This window comes from Ewingella sp. AOP8-B2-18, from assembly GCF_052376015.1.
Classification (GTDB): domain Bacteria; phylum Pseudomonadota; class Gammaproteobacteria; order Enterobacterales; family Enterobacteriaceae; genus Ewingella; species Ewingella allii.
This window is the reverse complement of record NZ_JBQSVB010000007.1, coordinates 107,098-123,501: the sequence shown is the minus strand read 5'-3', so window position 1 is coordinate 123,501 and position 16,404 is coordinate 107,098. Positions and strand designations below refer to the sequence as shown.

The window sequence follows — 16,404 nt, the reverse complement described above, 5'->3', positions numbered from 1 at the left end:
TCGATTTGCGGAAGTAATAGTGAACATTTTAAAAATAGTGTTCCTGATTTAGCTCACACTCCGTGAATTTGCTCCATGTCTCCCGCCAGCCGCTGAGTTATGCTCAAGCCACGAGTTTCTCTCAGAGGGGAGTAGGTGTGGCATGCGTTTGCAAAATCGTCTTAATCAGTTTCAACGGCTGTATGCCAGCGTGGGCAGTCAGCCCGCCACGGTGAATGTCGGCGAGCTGGCGGAAATCTTCTGCTGTAGCGAACGCCACACCCGCACTTTGCTATCGCAATTTCAGCACGCAGGCTGGATAAACTGGCATTCGCAAGCCGGTCGTGGCAAACGCGCCGAGCTACACTGCCTGTATACGCCAGAAAGTTTACGGGGAAATTACTTACAGCAGTTGCTGAAAAACGGTGAACACTCGGCGGCGCTGCAATTTAGCGAAGTCGACCCGAATCATTTAAACGCCCTGCTCGCTCCCCACCTTGGCGGCCAGTGGCAGGCCGACGCGCCGACCCTGCGTATCCCCTACTATCGCAGCATGCAGCCACTGGACCCGCAAACCCTGACCGGCCGCGCCGAGCAGCACTTGGCGCATACTTTGCACGCCGGGCTAACTCGCTTCACCACCGGGGATCCGCTGCCCCAGCCTGATTTGGCGCACCATTGGCAAATCAGTAATAACGGCAAAACCTGGTATTTCTTCCTGCGCAGCCAGCTTTATTGGCACAACGGCGAGCCGATCCGTGCCGAGCAGCTGCGCCAGCAGTTGGAGCGACTGCGCCTTTCGCCACGCAGCAGGCACGCCTTCGCCGCCGTAGCGGAGATAAAACTGCCCCACGCGCTCTGCCTGCAATTTGACCTCGAGGTGCCGGACTACTGGCTGGCGCACCGTCTGGCTGATCTTAGCTGTTTGCTGTCTCACCCCGACGATGCCTTCTGCGGCGCGGGGCCTTTCCGTTTAGCCAGCTTTGCCGCCGAGCTGGTGCGCCTCGAGCAGCATGCCTACTACCACTTGCAGCGCCCTTTCCTTGCCGCCATTGAGTTCTGGATAACCCCGCAGCTGTTCGCGCAGCGGGATAATGTCAGTTGCCAGCACCCGGTGCGTATCATGCTGGGGGAGCAGGATGAACTGGCGGATGTCAAACCGGTCAAACGCAGCACCAGCCTGGGTTTTTGCTACATCGCCGCCAATCTGCGTCGGCAGCATTTAACCTCTGAACAGGCGCAAAAGGTGGTGATGATTATCCAGCGCTCTGGCCTGCTCAATAATCTGCCTATTGACCATGACTTGGTGAAGCCGAGCAGTGAGATGCTGCCGGAATGGCCGATCCCCGAGCATCATGCCGATGACGTCATCTTACCGAAAACCCTGAGATTGCTGTTCCACCCGCCGGTCGAGTTGGAGTTTGTCGCGCAGGCGCTGCAAGAGGCACTGCGCGCCGAGAACTGTGAGTTAGAAATCGTTTATCATCAGGGCCGCGTGTGGGATGACGAAAGTGGTATCAATGAGGCCGATATTCTTTTGGGCGACCGTCTGATCGGCGAAGCGCCGGAGGCCACTTTAGAGAACTGGCTGCGTCAGGATATGTTGTGGTCGGGTATTCTGAGTGATGAAGAGTTGGAGCAGCAGGCGCAGCGCCTTAAGACTATTCAACAACTCCCTCTGGCCGACATTCGCGCTGAAGAACTTCGCGACCATTTTTACCATTTGATGAAGCGCGGCACTATTACGCCGCTGTTCAACTATCAATATCAGGTCAGCGCGCCGCCGCGGGTCAACGGCGTACAGCTCACCGCGTGGGGATGGTTCGATTTTTGTCAGGCGTGGATCCCCCCGCCGCTCTCGTGACAGTCTATGATTGATGCTGTTCAGCGATCCCAAAGAAAAGTAACATGAGCCTCATAGAATTTGCCGAAATCGGTGGCAATTGATTCAAGTACAAATGGATAAAAACATGAAAAGAGCAGTAGTGGTTTTCAGCGGCGGTCAGGATTCAACCACCTGTCTGATTCAGGCTTTGACGCAATATGACGAAGTACATTGCATTACCTTCGATTATGGTCAACGACATCGCGCTGAGATCGACATTGCTCAGAAGCTGTCTGTAGAACTGGGCGCCAAAGCTCACAAAGTTTTGGACGTGGGTTTACTTAACGAGCTGGCAGTGAGCAGCCTGACCCGTGACAACATTCCGGTGCCGGCGCTGGGCGAAACTGAGGAAAACGGCTTACCGAGCACTTTCGTGCCGGGCCGCAATATTCTGTTCCTCACTCTGGCGGCTATTTATGCTTATCAAGTTCAGGCTGAAGCCGTCATAACGGGCGTCTGTGAAACCGACTTCTCCGGCTACCCGGATTGCCGCGACGAATTCGTCAAAGCGCTGAAACACGCTGTTTGCTTGGGCATCGCGCGCGATATCCGTTTCGACACGCCGCTGATGTGGCTGAACAAAGCTGAGACATGGGCCCTGGCCGATTATTACCAACAGCTGGATTTGATTCGCCATCACACCCTGACGTGCTACAACGGCATCGCGGGTGATGGCTGTGGCGAATGCGCCGCCTGTAACCTGCGCGCCAATGGCCTGCAGCAGTATCAGCAAGACAAAGTCGGCGTTATGGCTAGCCTGAAGCAGAAAACCGGGCTGAAATAATCCGCTCTCTTGGCCGGGCTAACTCTTTAGCCCGGTCGTTCACGCCTTCCTCAGCCTCCTCGCGCCTCTTCCTCTTTCAGCTCTAACTCGCGCAATCTTTCCAACAACTCGCCTTCCAGCGTCAGCGCCTTCTGGGTGCGTAGATCAATGCACACAAAGGTCAGCGTGGCGTCAGCGACGATATCGCCATCGTGGGTGACTACTTGCTCCAGCACGCCGCTGCGGGTATTCAGCTGCTGCAGGCTGCTGTCGATACGCAACACGTTGCCCAGCGTGGCGGGTTTGCGGTAGTTAATGTTGATGTTTACCACGATGAACGCGATGTTATTCTCGCTCATCCATTTAAATCCGCTTTTGTTATCCAGCCACTCCCAACGTGCTGTTTCTAGAAATTCCAGATAACGGGCATTGTTAACGTGCTGATAAACATCAATATGAAAACCACGAACGGTAATAAATGTATGCATAATTGCTTTCCGGCTCCTGCAAAATAGTCATTAAATCCTGACAACTGGTCAGATGTCTTTTGAGATTAGCAGAAGAAAACGGCACTAACCGTGAACAGGTCAGCGCCGCGACTTTCGTCACAATTTCAATCGGTCCTTGTTGCGCTCAAACAGCGCGGCACCAATCCCCGGGACTTCCTGTAGCTGTTCGATTTCCGTGAACTGTCCCAAGTCATCACGGTAGTTAACGATAGCCTGCCCCTTCTTAACGCCAACGCCATTCATCACGCGGGCGAAGTCCTCTGCGGAAGCCGTGTTGATGCTCACCGTGGTGTCGTCAGTGGTCGTGGCCTTCTCCTGCTTAGCCTTAGAAGCTTCAACCTTGCTGGTCGGGGCTTGAGTGGCCGTAGATGCCGTCGTAGCAACCTTACTGGTGGCCGCGGGGGCTGCCTGTAACATAACCGGCAGAGTGGAAAGGCCAAGCGCTAAGGCCAGTGACAGTGATGTAATACCCAATTTTTTCATGCTGTATCCTCCATGTGTTTTCAGCACGGACAGAGTGCAGCAAGTTTATTCGGGCAACAATTGGCAGATTCAAAATGTGGAAAAGGCCGCGAAAGCGGCCTTTGTTTGTTGCAACACGTTGCATAACGCTGCGAGGTTTACTGGAGTTGTGCGCCAGAACCCAGCTTAATTTTTGCTTCCTGACGCAGGTTCGACAGCAGAGCGTCGAAGGTCACGTTAGAAGAAGATTGCTGCAACTCTTGCTCGAAGCGAGCGATTTCATTGTCAGGCAGCTTACCAGCGTTGACCGCCGTCAGCTCAACCAGCACGCTATTGCCCTGATCATCCTGAGACAAACCGTAAACCGGCTGGTCTTTTTGCGGATGAGGCAGCGCATAGACATTCTGCTCGAAAGCCGAAGGCTGTTGTGAACGCTGAACCTTCTGCACGTCGCCGAAACTCAGGCCAGCAGCTTTGAGAGCTTCATCGCCTTTGCCTGCTTTCAGAGCCGTCAGCAGCTTCTCACCGTCCAAACGTGCCTGATCTTCAGCTTTCTGGCGTTTCACCATAGTCACAACCTGCTCTTTCACTTCAGCAAAAGGTTTAACGCCTTCCGCCTTGTGAGCATCAACACGTACCACGAAGGCGCGATCGCCATCCACGGTGATGATGTCAGAGTTGCTGCCCGGCGTACCGTCTTGACCAATCAGGCCGCCATCAAAGATTGCCTGAATGACAGGTTTGAAGTTGATGGCCGCAGGAATAGATTGCTGAGTGAACCAGTCGGTGTGAGTCGCCTTAACGCCAGCCACCTCTTCAGCAGAAGCCAAAGATTCGTTGTCGTTGTTCGCGGCTTCGCTAACTTTCTGCTGCAACGCGTAGTAAGCGTCAGTCGCTTTATCTTGTTTCAGCTTATCAACAATGCTGTCACGAACCTGAGCCAAAGGCTTGATTTGCTCTGGTTTAATATCTTCCAGACGCAGAATGAAGAACCCGCTGTCAGACTTAATCACGCCGGATACCTGACCTTTGGTGGTCAGATTGGCACTTTTAAACTCTGGTAGCGTGGTTTCAGGCTCAACCCAATCCATCAAACCACCCTGCTTACCGCTCAAGGTATCGATAGACTTGGTTTTTGCCAGCTCGGCAAAATCAGCGCCTTTTTTCAGTTCAGCGGCAACCGCATCGGCGTCAGCTTGGTTTTTCAACACGATAACGCTGTAACGACGGCGCTCCGGCTGACCAAACTCGCTTTTATGCTGGTCGTAGTAAGCCGTGATATCTGCATCGCTTACTGTCGTTTTTCCTTGCAAAGCAGCAGCATCCATTTCGATGTAGCTCACTTTGACTGCTTCAGGAGAAACGAAGTTGTTTTTGTTCTGGTCGTAGAAAGCCTGCGCTTCGCTGTCGCTAACCTGCTGCTTGGCCGCAAGGGCTGCGGTGTCCAGCGTTGCAGTGCGAACATCACGCTCTTGCAGCAGCAAGTCTGACATGGCGCTGGTTTCAGACGGCAAAACGAAGTCTGAAGTACCAAATGCCTGTGCTAACTGCTGGCTAACCAATTGCTGTTTCATCAATTTGGCGAAGTTGTCCGCGCTGTAACCCATACCCTGGATACTTTGCAGATACTTGGCATTGTCGAAACGGCCGTCAGTTTGGAATTGTGGGGTCGCCAGAATCGCGTCTTTGATCTGCTGATCGCTAACGGTGATGCCTAGCTTCTTGGAATACTGATCCAGCAAAGTGACGTCAATCAGGTTATTCAGGGACTCTTGACGCAGTTGTTGCATATAACCTTCGCTGCCAGCCAGCGCAGAGAATTGCTCTCCAAGCTGTTGTTGCAGTCGGCTACGCTGGTTTTGCACAGCTTCTTCCAACTGAGCACGTCCGATCTCCTGACCATTCACTTTCGCTGCATAGTCGCCTGAACCGCCGATCAGGTAGTTGCCCACCCCTGTCAAAATAAAGGACAGAATAATCAGGGCCAGAATGATTTTGAGCACGACGTGATTGGCGGCCGCGCGTAAATTGTCCATCATAGTGAGGCAACACTCCGCTGTAATAAAAAAAGCGCATCGAATTCGATGCGCCTTGTATCTTACCTTACCAGCCCGGTGACGTCAGGTTATTGTTTAACAACCAGACCTGAGAGTAAAAGCACCATGCTCGCTTTTGTCACGCAGGTTTGACGCCTGACCTGCAGGTAATTAACCGTTAACGGCGTCTTTCAACGCTTTACCAGCACGGAAACCAGGCACTTTTGCCGCAGCAATGCTGATTTCTTTACCAGTCTGTGGGTTACGGCCGGTACGCGCAGAACGCTCACGTACAGAGAACGTACCAAAACCAACCAGTGCAACTTCTTCCCCTGATTTCAGAGTTTCAGTTACCGATCCCAGTACTGCATCTAATACACGTCCAGCAGCCGCTTTAGAAATATCAGCACCGGCGGCAATTTTGTCGATCAATTGTGACTTATTCACTCTATTCATCCCCTCTTGAAATACTATCGTCACGTCGCATTTTCCCTGCGAATATGACAGCGAAGCTTTTATATCAAGCTTGTCAGGGCTATGCAAGCAACCGAAACCAGTCTTAAACGCGCTGACAACTGACTAACTTAACGACACAAAAAAAGGCTGGCAAGTGGGATTTCACCTGCCAGCCTGAGTTTTATTGAACTGTGATGGTCGAGATCACTATTTTGCCGCTACCGGAAGTGCGCCGAACGCTGGATTTTGCAGAGCAAGATTCAAAACGTCGTCAATACGCTTAACCGGATGGATCTCCAAATCACCTAAAACGTTGGCTGGGATCTCTTCCAGGTCACGTTTGTTGTCATCAGGGATCAGCACTACTTTGATACCGCCGCGGTGAGCAGCTAACAGCTTCTCTTTCAGGCCGCCGATTGGCAGAACCTGACCACGTAAAGTTATTTCGCCAGTCATAGCAACATCGGCGCGAACCGGGTTACCTGTCAGGCAAGATACTAATGCGGTACACATCGCAATACCGGCACTCGGGCCATCTTTCGGCGTCGCACCTTCTGGTACGTGAACGTGAATATCACGTTTTTCGTAGAAGTCAGCGTTGATGCCCAGCTTGTCCGCACGAGCGCGGACCACGGTCAGCGCGGCCTGAATCGACTCTTGCATCACTTCGCCGAGTGAACCGGTGTAGGTCAACTTACCTTTACCCGGTACGCAGGCCGTTTCGATGGTCAGCAGCTCGCCGCCCACTTCGGTCCACGCCAGGCCAGTCACCTGACCTACGCGGTTTTCGGTATCTGCACGGCCGTAATCCACTTTCTGCACGCCAAGGAAATCTTTCAGGTTATCGCCGTTGATTTCGATGTGCTTCAGAGTCTTATCCAGCAGCAGCTGTTTAACCGCTTTGCGACACAGCTTGGACAATTCGCGTTCCAGACTACGCACGCCGGCTTCGCGGGTGTAGAAACGGATAATGCCAATGATCGCGCTGTCATCCACTGTCAGCTCGGTTTTCTTCAGGGCGTTACGCTCAATTTGCTTCGGCAGCAGGTGCTGTTTGGCGATGTTCAGCTTTTCATCTTCGGTATAGCCGGAAAGACGAATCACTTCCATACGGTCCAACAGCGGAGCTGGAATGTTCATTGAGTTGGAGGTCGCCACGAACATCACGTCTGACAGGTCATAATCGACTTCCAGATAGTGATCGTTAAAGGCCACGTTCTGTTCTGGATCAAGCACTTCCAGCAGAGCTGACGACGGATCGCCACGCATGTCGGAAGACATTTTGTCAATCTCATCGAGCAGGAACAGTGGGTTTTTAACGCCAACTTTCGCCATCTTCTGGATCAATTTACCCGGCATAGAACCGATGTAAGTACGACGGTGGCCGCGGATTTCGGCTTCGTCACGCACGCCGCCCAGCGCCATACGCACATACTCACGGCCCGTTGCACGCGCAATGGACTGACCCAGAGAGGTTTTACCCACGCCCGGAGGCCCAACCAGACAGAGGATTGGCCCTTTGATTTTGCTGACACGCGTTTGCACCGCAAGATATTCAAGGATACGGTCTTTGACACGTTCGAGGCCAAAATGGTCGGTATCCAGAACTTCCTGGGCTTTACGCAGGTCTTTTTTCACTTTACTGCGTGAATTCCACGGCACCTGAAGCATCCAGTCGATGTAGCCGCGAACCACGGTCGCTTCGGCGGACATCGGGGACATCATTTTCAGTTTTTGCAGCTCAGCTTCGGTTTTTTCACGCGCTTCTTTCGGCATTTTCGCCGCTTCGATTTTGCGTTTCAGCGCCTCGTGCTCATCAGGTGCATCATCCATCTCACCCAATTCTTTCTGAATGGCTTTCATTTGCTCATTCAGATAGTACTCACGCTGGCTCTTTTCCATCTGCTTTTTGACACGATTACGGATGCGTTTCTCAACTTGTAACAAGTCGATTTCCGATTCCATCATCGCCATCAGATATTCCAGACGCTCAGTGATATCAAACATTTCCAGAACGGACTGTTTGTCACTAAGTTTCAACGGCATATGCGCGGCGATGGTGTCAGCCAGACGGGCTGCATCTTCAATGCTGTTAAGCGAAGTCAGCACTTCCGGCGGAATTTTTTTATTCAGTTTGATATAGCCTTCAAACTGATTAATGGCCGTGCGCACCAGAACTTCCTGTTCGCGCTCGTCCACAGCCGGAGATTCGAGATATTCAGCCTGTGCCGCGAAATGCTCCCCGTTGTCAGACAACGTGGTGATGCGCGCACGCTGTAACCCTTCAACCAGCACCTTCACGGTGCCGTCGGGCAGTTTCAGCATCTGTAATATGGAGGCAACGGTGCCTACAGAAAAGAGATCATTAACGCCCGGCTCATCAGTAGAGGCTTCTTTCTGTGCCACCAGCATGATTTTTTTGTCGTGATCCATCGCGGCTTCAAGGCACCGAATCGATTTTTCCCTGCCAACAAACAACGGGATCACCATGTGCGGATAAACCACCACATCGCGCAAAGGCAATACGGGGATTTCAATGCGTTCGGAACGCTCAGGGTTCATAGAGCTCTCTCTTAGTTTAGCTTCCGCCAGGTTAAGGAAATCTCGTGAAACACGAGTCAGACGGGTTTCAGCAAGTCGTTATTGGAGTATATGGGGATGAATATCTGACATTCAACGACAAGAATGCGAGTAAAAAAAAATGGGGGACAAAATCCCCCATTTATTAACTAACCCACTGGAACAGCTGGTGAATTATTCGCCAGATGCTTGCTGTGCCTCGGGTTTGCCATAAATCATCAACGGCTCGGATTGACCCGCGATGACGGATTCATCGATTACCACTTTGTCGACGCTGTCGAGGGATGGCAAGTCGTACATAGTGTCCAAAAGTGCCCCTTCAACGATAGAGCGCAGGCCACGAGCACCGGTTTTACGGATCATCGCTTTCTTAGCAATCGCCACCAGTGCTTCGTCGCGGAACTCTAGCTCGACACCTTCCAGATTGAACAATGCCTGATACTGCTTAGTCAGGGCATTTTTCGGCTCTTTCAGGATCTGAATCAGCGCGTCTTCGCTCAACTCGCTCAGCGTAGCCACTACGGGTAAACGACCGATGAACTCAGGGATCAGACCAAATTTGATCAAATCTTCTGGTTCAGCCTGAGCCAGCAATTGGCCTTCAGTGGCTTTCTCAGCTTTACCTTTGATCTCTGCACCAAAACCGATACCTGTACCGGTGTTAATGCGTTGACCAATCACTTTATCTAAGCCAGCAAAAGCACCGCCACAGATGAACAGAATTTTTGAGGTATCAACCTGCAAGAACTCTTGTTGCGGATGCTTACGACCGCCCTGAGGAGGCACAGCAGCAACCGTACCTTCAATCAGTTTCAACAGCGCCTGCTGAACACCTTCACCTGAAACATCACGGGTGATAGATGGGTTGTCAGACTTGCGGGAAATCTTGTCGATTTCATCGATATACACGATACCGCGTTGCGCTTTCTGTACGTCGTAATCACATTTCTGTAGCAGTTTCTGGATAATGTTTTCAACGTCTTCACCCACGTAACCGGCTTCAGTCAAGGTGGTGGCATCCGCCATGGTGAAAGGAACGTCGAGGAAACGAGCCAGAGTCTCAGCCAACAGCGTTTTACCGCTACCTGTTGGACCGATCAGCAAAATGTTGCTCTTGCCCAGTTCAATACCGTTGTTGGTATCACCGTTACGCAAGCGCTTGTAGTGGTTATAAACCGCAACGGCCAGAACCTTTTTCGCAGGCTCTTGCCCGATGACATAATCATCGAGGTGTTGGCGGATTTCATGTGGCGTTGGCAGTGCGCTGCGTTCGCGATGCGGAGCAACTTCTTTAATCTCTTCGCGAATAATGTCATTGCACAGATCGACACATTCATCGCAGATATACACTGACGGCCCGGCAATCAGCTTGCGAACTTCATGCTGGCTTTTGCCGCAAAAAGAGCAGTACAGCAGCTTTCCTGAACCGTCTTTGCGCTTATCTGTCATCAGTAAACCTCTTCTTTAATATCTGTTTCGCAGGGTGACTGCGGCACGACTATTTTAAACTGCTGCCATATCGTTGACCAATGTCAGTTCCGTCAAAGACGAATTGACGCGTAATTGCAGCAACCAACACTGCGCATACGCGCCACAGCATGACTTAACTATAGACCATCAGTCCGGCAGAAATAAGTCGTCAGACGCGATGGGTAAATACGGAGTCAACTAAACCGTACTCTACAGATTCTTCAGCAGACAAGAAACGGTCGCGCTCAGTGTCACGCTCTATTTCTTCAAGAGTTTTGCCCGTATGTTTCGCCATCAGCTCATTCATACGACCTTTTACTTTCAGGATCTCTTTAGCATGGATTTCGATATCCGTTGCTTGTCCCTGATAGCCACCCAGCGGCTGGTGAATCATTACGCGTGAGTTTGGTAAGCAGAAACGCTTGCCTTTCGCACCCGCGGTCAACAGGAATGCGCCCATTGAACAGGCCTGGCCCATACAAATGGTGCTCACATCCGGTTTAATAAATTGCATGGTGTCGTAGATAGACATCCCTGCAGTGATCACGCCGCCCGGAGAGTTAATGTACAGAAAAATGTCTTTCTCTGAACTTTCTGCTTCCAAGAACAGCATCTGAGCCACAATCAGGTTAGCCATATGGTCTTCAACCTGGCCCGTAAGGAAAATAATACGTTCCTTCAGCAGACGGGAGTAGATGTCGTAAGAACGCTCACCCCGTGAAGTCTGCTCAACAACCATGGGTACCAGAGCCATGTTCGGTGCAAATTGATCTCGTTCACCACTGTATGACATAACCGTCTCCTAATAGAATTCTCTTTTGGCGCTAGTTAAAACCGATTCTACTTGAGATAGGCATTGATGACTACGCTCAAGCGGCCAAGTCGCCGTTATCACGGCTGACGGTTGTTATCAGTCTGAATTTAGCAGCAAAGCTACCTGGTTTGTATTTAACAATTGGGGGAACGAACACCCCTTTTCAAGCCCGCTGGGAGATTTCTTTCTCTGGCTCCGCATTTTTCATTGATTGGCTTAACAATAGCAGAGCCTGTTAAAGCGGCCTCCACTACCCACTTGCTGGCCTACTCTCTTTGCTTACGTTGATAAATATAGTGCAAAAACAACAGCAAAAAAGAAAAATGTCATCTGTAGAGCATAAAAAAGCCCGCAGTAAAAACCGCGGGCTTTTATGTCGAGCCGTTAACCACTGGGGAAACGGCTCAGTCACCGGCAAATTAATTATGCAGGTTGAGTCTGGTTCATCAGCTCGGTAAAGGTAGTGGCTTTTTCAGTCACTTTAGCTTTTGACAACAGAGTTTCGACCGCTTGTTCTTCCAGCGCAACGTTACGCATGTTGTTCATCAGCTCTTTGTTTTTGCTATAGAACTCAACAACTTCAGATGGATCTTCGTAAGCAGAAGCCATTTCTTCGATCAGCGCTTTAACGCGATCTTCGTCAGCTTTAAGTTCGTGCTGGCTGATCACTTCACCCAACAGCAAACCAACAACTACGCGACGTTTAGCTTGCTCTTCGAACAACTCACGCGGCAATTCCAGCGCTTGTTTTTCGTTGCCGCCGAAACGTTGTGCAGCCTGACGACGCAGAACGTCAACTTCACCGTCGATCAGTGCAGCTGGAACGTCGATTTCGTTAGCGTTAACCAGACCGTCGATTGCCTGAGTTTTGATGCGGTTACGAACAGCACCTTTCAGCTCGCGTTCCATGTTTTTACGCACTTCAGCACGCAGGCCTTCAACAGAACCATCAGCCACGCCGAAACGTTTGATGAACTCTGGAGTCAGTTCTGGCAGCTCACGCTCTTCAACTTTCTTCAGGGTGATCGCGAACTTAGCCGCTTTACCTTTCAGGTTTTCAGCGTGGTAATCTTCTGGGAAGTTTACGTCGATGACGAATTCTTCACCTGCCTTGTGACCAACCAGACCTTCTTCGAAGCCTGGGATCATGCGGCCCTGGCCCATAGCCAGTACGAAATCAGAGGCTTTGCCGCCTTCGAAATCTTCACCGTCGATAGAACCTGAGAAATCAACAGTTACGCGGTCTTCAGCAGTAACGGCAGCGTCAGTTTCTTTCCAGTCAGCTTGTTGCTTGCGCAGCGTTTCCAGCATGGTGTCAACATCAGCGTCGTTAACTTCAACAACTGGCTTCTCAACTTCGATGTTTTCCAGATCTTTCAGCTCAACTTCTGGGTACACTTCGAATTCAACGCTGTAGTTGAAGTCTTCGCCCAGTTTGTACTCACCCGGAATATAGTTAGGTGCGCCGGCTGGATTGATTTTCTCTTTGATGATCGCGTCAACGAAGTTGCGCTGCATCAGATCACCCAGAACGTCCTGACGAACGGAAGCACCGTAACGCTGCTCGATGATGTGTTTTGGTACTTTGCCTTTACGGAAGCCGTCAATACGTACTTTTTTCGATACGTTGACCAGTTCGCTGCTCACTGCTTTTTCAATGCTGTCAGCAGGAACAGTAATAGTTACACGGCGCCCAAGGCCTTGAGTGGTTTCAACAGAAACTTGCATCTTGTTACCTCAAAAAAATTACAGTGCTCGGTCAACTCCAGAAGTCGTTCTCAAGATGAGAAGCGTGGAAAAGAACGAACTTACCTTGAAAACGACTTCTAAGAACCGGGACAGTCCTGATTAAGAACGTAGCCCTGTATTCGAAAGCGTCCCGAAACCATTCCGGAAAAATAAGACGCGACATTATAGCGGCGCATAGACGGCGAGTCGAGGACGGTAATCTACTGCGTGGGAGGAAAACTCGCATTGCGGTCGATCCCTCGGAAAACGTAGTCGATGCAAAGGCTTAAACAACCCTGTCGCCTGCCAGCCACTTATTCTTCTCGTTTAAAACAGAAACGGCCCGCAGGCCGTTTCAGAATTTGCCCCTACTAATACCGCATCTTGTGGAGAAAGTTCCAGTGATACCGTACCCTAGAAGGGAATTTTATGATTTTTGGGAGCAAGATCCTTCGCGATTAGGCTAAGGTTCCGGCACCTCGACAAGCAGGCGAAGCTAATACTGTATCCTGTAAGCCTTCCCACTCTTTTTGCGTATAAGTGTGTAATGCCAAGGCATGAACACTCCCCGCAAGCTCCTCTGAAAGTACGCCATAAATCGCTCTGTGACGTGAAAGGAAGCGCTCACCGACAAATTTATCGGACACCACTACTACTTTGAAATGGCTTTCTGAACCGGCTGGGACATTGTGACGATAACTCTCATCAGTTACTTCCAGAAACGCAGGTTCAAACGCTGCAACTAATTTTGCTTCTATTTGCTCGCGAATCATAGCAATCTCCTTACGCCGTTAGCAGGGAACTGCATCCTTACTTGACCATCTGTCACACTATTAAGGATAGGCGGCTTTGCGATTTATTAGTATGTTACAGAAACAAAATTTCTGCTGCGATTGATAAAAAAGGCAATCGGTTTGTCTTACCTAATGGTATTTAGCCATTAATCTGCATTTTAGGCGAAACCATTAGATATCAATAAGTCAGTTTGCTTTAAATTTAATCAAATGTCGCTTTTACCACCAGTCAGGGCTTACACCCAAAAATGGCGATGTTATGATGTAACCACTATCAGTAATCGATCCCATTTTACATCTGGAATCAGATGCATTAATTGAGAACCTAACATGTTGAAAAAAATCATTTTCCCTATATTAGCATTGTTCATGCTTGCAGGTTGCGCTACCAGCACCAACACCTTAAATATTTCGCCAAAAATCACTCTGCCAACGCAGGATCCTACCCTTCAGGGCATCACTATCAGCATTAATGGTGCTGACCAACGTCAGGATCAGGCGCTGGCTAAAGTGAACCGTGACGGCCAGTTGGTTTCCCTGACCCCATCTCGTGACCTGCGCTTCCTGCTGCAAGAGTCTCTGGAAAAGCAAATGACCGCGCGCGGTTACATGATTGGTGCAGACGGCGCCGTTGATCTGCAAGTGGTGGTGAACAAACTGTTTGCTGACGTGCAAGAAGGCAACCTGCGCTACAACATCACCACCAAGGCTGATATCTCCATCATCGCTACGGCGAAAAATGGTAATAAACAGGTTAAAAACTACCGTTCTACTTACAATGTGCAGGGTGCGCTTACTGCGACCAACGACAAAATCACCAATGCGGTTAACAGCACGCTGGGCGATGTCATCAACGACATGGCTCAAGACACCAGCATCAGTGACTTCATCAAAGCCAACGCCCGTTAATCTCAACCGGCTAAGCTGACTGACTCTTCTGCCCGGCACTGTCGGGCAGAATTGTTTTTACCATTATTTCCCGCCTTCATTTATCATTCCCCAGCGCCTCTACTCTATCGGTCTGCGGGAACACATTTTAATGGTAAGCCAGTACTTCAAAATCTTCACACAGCGCAATACGCTGATATTACTGCTGCTCGGGTTTGCATCCGGCTTACCTCTGGCATTGACCTCGGGCACGCTGCAAGCCTGGATGACCGTCGAGAATGTCGATTTAAAAACCATTGGGATTTTCTCTCTGGTCGGCCAGGCCTACGTTTTCAAGTTCCTCTGGTCCCCGATGATGGACCGCTACACCCCCTCTTTCTTCGGCCGCCGTCGTGGATGGTTAATCCTCACCCAGCTGCTGTTGGTGGCCTCGATTTTCGCTATGGGCTATCTCGATCCGGCGAAAGAGCTGTTCTGGCTGGCTGCGTTGGCAGTACTGATCGCCTTTGCTTCCGCCTCGCAAGATATTGTTTTTGATGCCTATAAGACGGATCTTCTGCCCGCCGCCGAGCGTGGCAGTGGTGCGGCCGTGTCGGTATTGGGCTATCGATTGGCGATGCTGGTTTCTGGCGGGTTGGCGCTGTGGATAGCCGATCGCTACCTCGGCTGGCAACACATGTACTGGTTGATGGCGGGCCTGATGCTGATTGGCGTGGTGGCCACCATTATGGCGCCGGAGCCTGATGTCTCTGAGCCAGCACCTCGTACCATAGAAATTGCAGTCGTAGCCCCTCTCAAAGACTTTTTCAGCCGCAACAACGCCTGGCTGATTCTGCTGCTGATTGTGATGTACAAGATGGGCGACGCGTTCGCGGGGAGCCTGAGTACTACTTTCCTGATTCGCGGCGTGGGGTTTGACGCCGGGGAAGTGGGCTTGGTGAACAAAACCCTTGGTCTGTTAGCGACGATTATTGGCGCGCTGTATGGCGGCATGGTGATGCAGCGCCTCAGCCTGTTCCGCGCGTTAATGATTTTCGGCATTTTGCAGGCCGTTTCCAACGCGGGATACTGGATTTTGGCGGTCACGGATAAGCACATCTACTCTATGGGCGCGGCGATCTTCTTCGAAAATCTGTGCGGAGGAATGGGCACCGCCGCGTTCGTCGCGCTGTTAATGACGCTATGCAATAAGTCGTTCTCCGCCACCCAGTTTGCGCTGCTCTCGGCGTTGTCCGCCGTTGGTCGGGTGTACGTCGGGCCAATCGCCGGTTGGTTTGTCGAAGCACATGGCTGGCCGCTGTTCTATCTCTTCTCCATCGCCGCCGCCGTGCCGGGGTTGCTACTGCTGGCTATCTGCCGCCAAACCCTTGAACACACGCAAAACACCGACGAGTTCTTACCACGCACTCTATTCGCCAGCCATTACCGACTGGCGCTGCGCATCTTAATGGTAGGTTGCTTACTGTTAGCGGCATGGCTGGTGCTATTGATCACCAACTCGCTGGAGTGGACCACCTTCACCTCTCTGCCGCAGAAACTGATCGAAGCCGGGGCTGTGATTTGCCTGTTCGGCATCGCGCTCGGCAGCATTCTCGACTTTGTGGCTCTGCGCCGCCTGCGTCGAGTTTAAGACAGTTCGCCCTTGTCCCTTAAGTCGAATTCTGGCCTGATATATCGGTGTAAATCATGGGTATATCAGGGCTGGCGGGGCGATTCAAGGGCATTGGCGAGGCCAAAACCAAGCTCAAATTAAGTAACATTTCCCTGCGCTGAGATAAACTTCATTCAATAAAATATAATTAATAAGTTACAGCATCTTTCAAATACACTTTTTTTTTACCTGCTTTTTATTTTTAAATTCACCGTATTTATACATTGCGTTAACATTAATTAAACCTACCAAGAACATTACACTTCGCATTAAATATTAAGCATTACTGCTATACCTTGTTTTTACTCACCATAGTGAAAGAACCCCACGCAACATATTGTTGACATTGAGAAATTGTCACTCTCCGTGACATGTGTGACTTCGTTAAC

At 50.7% G+C, this 16,404-nt stretch carries 13 protein-coding genes; 4 read left to right on the top strand and 9 right to left on the bottom strand.

Annotation, left to right across the window (positions count from 1 at the left end; all coding sequences use genetic code 11):
• The first annotated feature begins 142 nt into the window (after positions 1-142).
• Positions 143-1,843, top strand: a complete 1,701-nt coding sequence (locus ACT3RR_RS15075; protein WP_353503067.1) for an SgrR family transcriptional regulator — start codon at positions 143-145, stop codon at positions 1,841-1,843.
• Positions 1,844-1,949: 106 nt separating this feature from the next.
• Positions 1,950-2,648: a 7-cyano-7-deazaguanine synthase QueC gene (queC, locus tag ACT3RR_RS15070; protein WP_496200591.1), complete on the top strand. Its 699-nt coding sequence runs from the start codon at positions 1,950-1,952 to the stop codon at positions 2,646-2,648.
• 50 nt (positions 2,649-2,698) lie between these two features.
• On the opposite strand, the gene ACT3RR_RS15065 is transcribed toward queC, so the two are convergent.
• The 9 genes from ACT3RR_RS15065 to bolA form a co-directional block, all read right to left on the bottom strand.
• Complete coding sequence (locus ACT3RR_RS15065) at positions 2,699-3,115, bottom strand: YbgC/FadM family acyl-CoA thioesterase (RefSeq protein WP_353503069.1); 417 nt, start codon at positions 3,113-3,115, stop codon at positions 2,699-2,701.
• 117 nt (positions 3,116-3,232) lie between these two features.
• Complete coding sequence (locus tag ACT3RR_RS15060; RefSeq protein ID WP_485903564.1) at positions 3,233-3,619, bottom strand: ComEA family DNA-binding protein; 387 nt, start codon at positions 3,617-3,619, stop codon at positions 3,233-3,235.
• Positions 3,620-3,756: 137 nt separating this feature from the next.
• A complete protein-coding gene (ppiD, locus tag ACT3RR_RS15055) occupies positions 3,757-5,637 on the bottom strand; it encodes a peptidylprolyl isomerase (protein ID WP_441656094.1) in 1,881 nt (626 codons plus the stop codon).
• 168 nt (positions 5,638-5,805) lie between these two features.
• On the bottom strand, positions 5,806-6,081 hold the full coding sequence (gene hupB / locus ACT3RR_RS15050) for a nucleoid-associated protein HU-beta (RefSeq protein ID WP_034792380.1): 276 nt from the start codon (positions 6,079-6,081) through the stop codon (positions 5,806-5,808).
• Positions 6,082-6,297: 216 nt separating this feature from the next.
• Entirely contained in the window at positions 6,298-8,652 is a 2,355-nt protein-coding gene (lon, locus tag ACT3RR_RS15045; RefSeq protein ID WP_353503072.1) for an endopeptidase La, read from the bottom strand.
• 192 nt (positions 8,653-8,844) lie between these two features.
• Positions 8,845-10,119 (bottom strand): ATP-dependent protease ATP-binding subunit ClpX, encoded by a 1,275-nt coding sequence (clpX, locus tag ACT3RR_RS15040; RefSeq protein WP_034792384.1) that lies wholly within the window; start codon positions 10,117-10,119, stop codon positions 8,845-8,847.
• Positions 10,120-10,309: 190 nt separating this feature from the next.
• Positions 10,310-10,933: an ATP-dependent Clp endopeptidase proteolytic subunit ClpP gene (gene clpP / locus ACT3RR_RS15035; RefSeq protein WP_034792385.1), complete on the bottom strand. Its 624-nt coding sequence runs from the start codon at positions 10,931-10,933 to the stop codon at positions 10,310-10,312.
• 444 nt (positions 10,934-11,377) lie between these two features.
• Positions 11,378-12,682: a trigger factor gene (gene tig / locus ACT3RR_RS15030; protein ID WP_485903558.1), complete on the bottom strand. Its 1,305-nt coding sequence runs from the start codon at positions 12,680-12,682 to the stop codon at positions 11,378-11,380.
• A gap of 458 nt (positions 12,683-13,140) precedes the next feature.
• On the bottom strand, positions 13,141-13,455 hold the full coding sequence (gene bolA, locus ACT3RR_RS15025) for a transcriptional regulator BolA (protein WP_353503074.1): 315 nt from the start codon (positions 13,453-13,455) through the stop codon (positions 13,141-13,143).
• 351 nt (positions 13,456-13,806) lie between these two features.
• On the opposite strand from bolA, the gene ACT3RR_RS15020 reads away from it, so the two are divergent.
• Both ACT3RR_RS15020 and ampG read left to right on the top strand, forming a co-directional pair.
• Complete coding sequence (locus ACT3RR_RS15020) at positions 13,807-14,385, top strand: lipoprotein (RefSeq protein WP_496200590.1); 579 nt, start codon at positions 13,807-13,809, stop codon at positions 14,383-14,385.
• A 130-nt stretch (positions 14,386-14,515) separates the two neighbouring features.
• Complete coding sequence (ampG, locus tag ACT3RR_RS15015) at positions 14,516-15,994, top strand: muropeptide MFS transporter AmpG (RefSeq protein ID WP_353503076.1); 1,479 nt, start codon at positions 14,516-14,518, stop codon at positions 15,992-15,994.
• Positions 15,995-16,404: the final 410 nt, after the last annotated feature.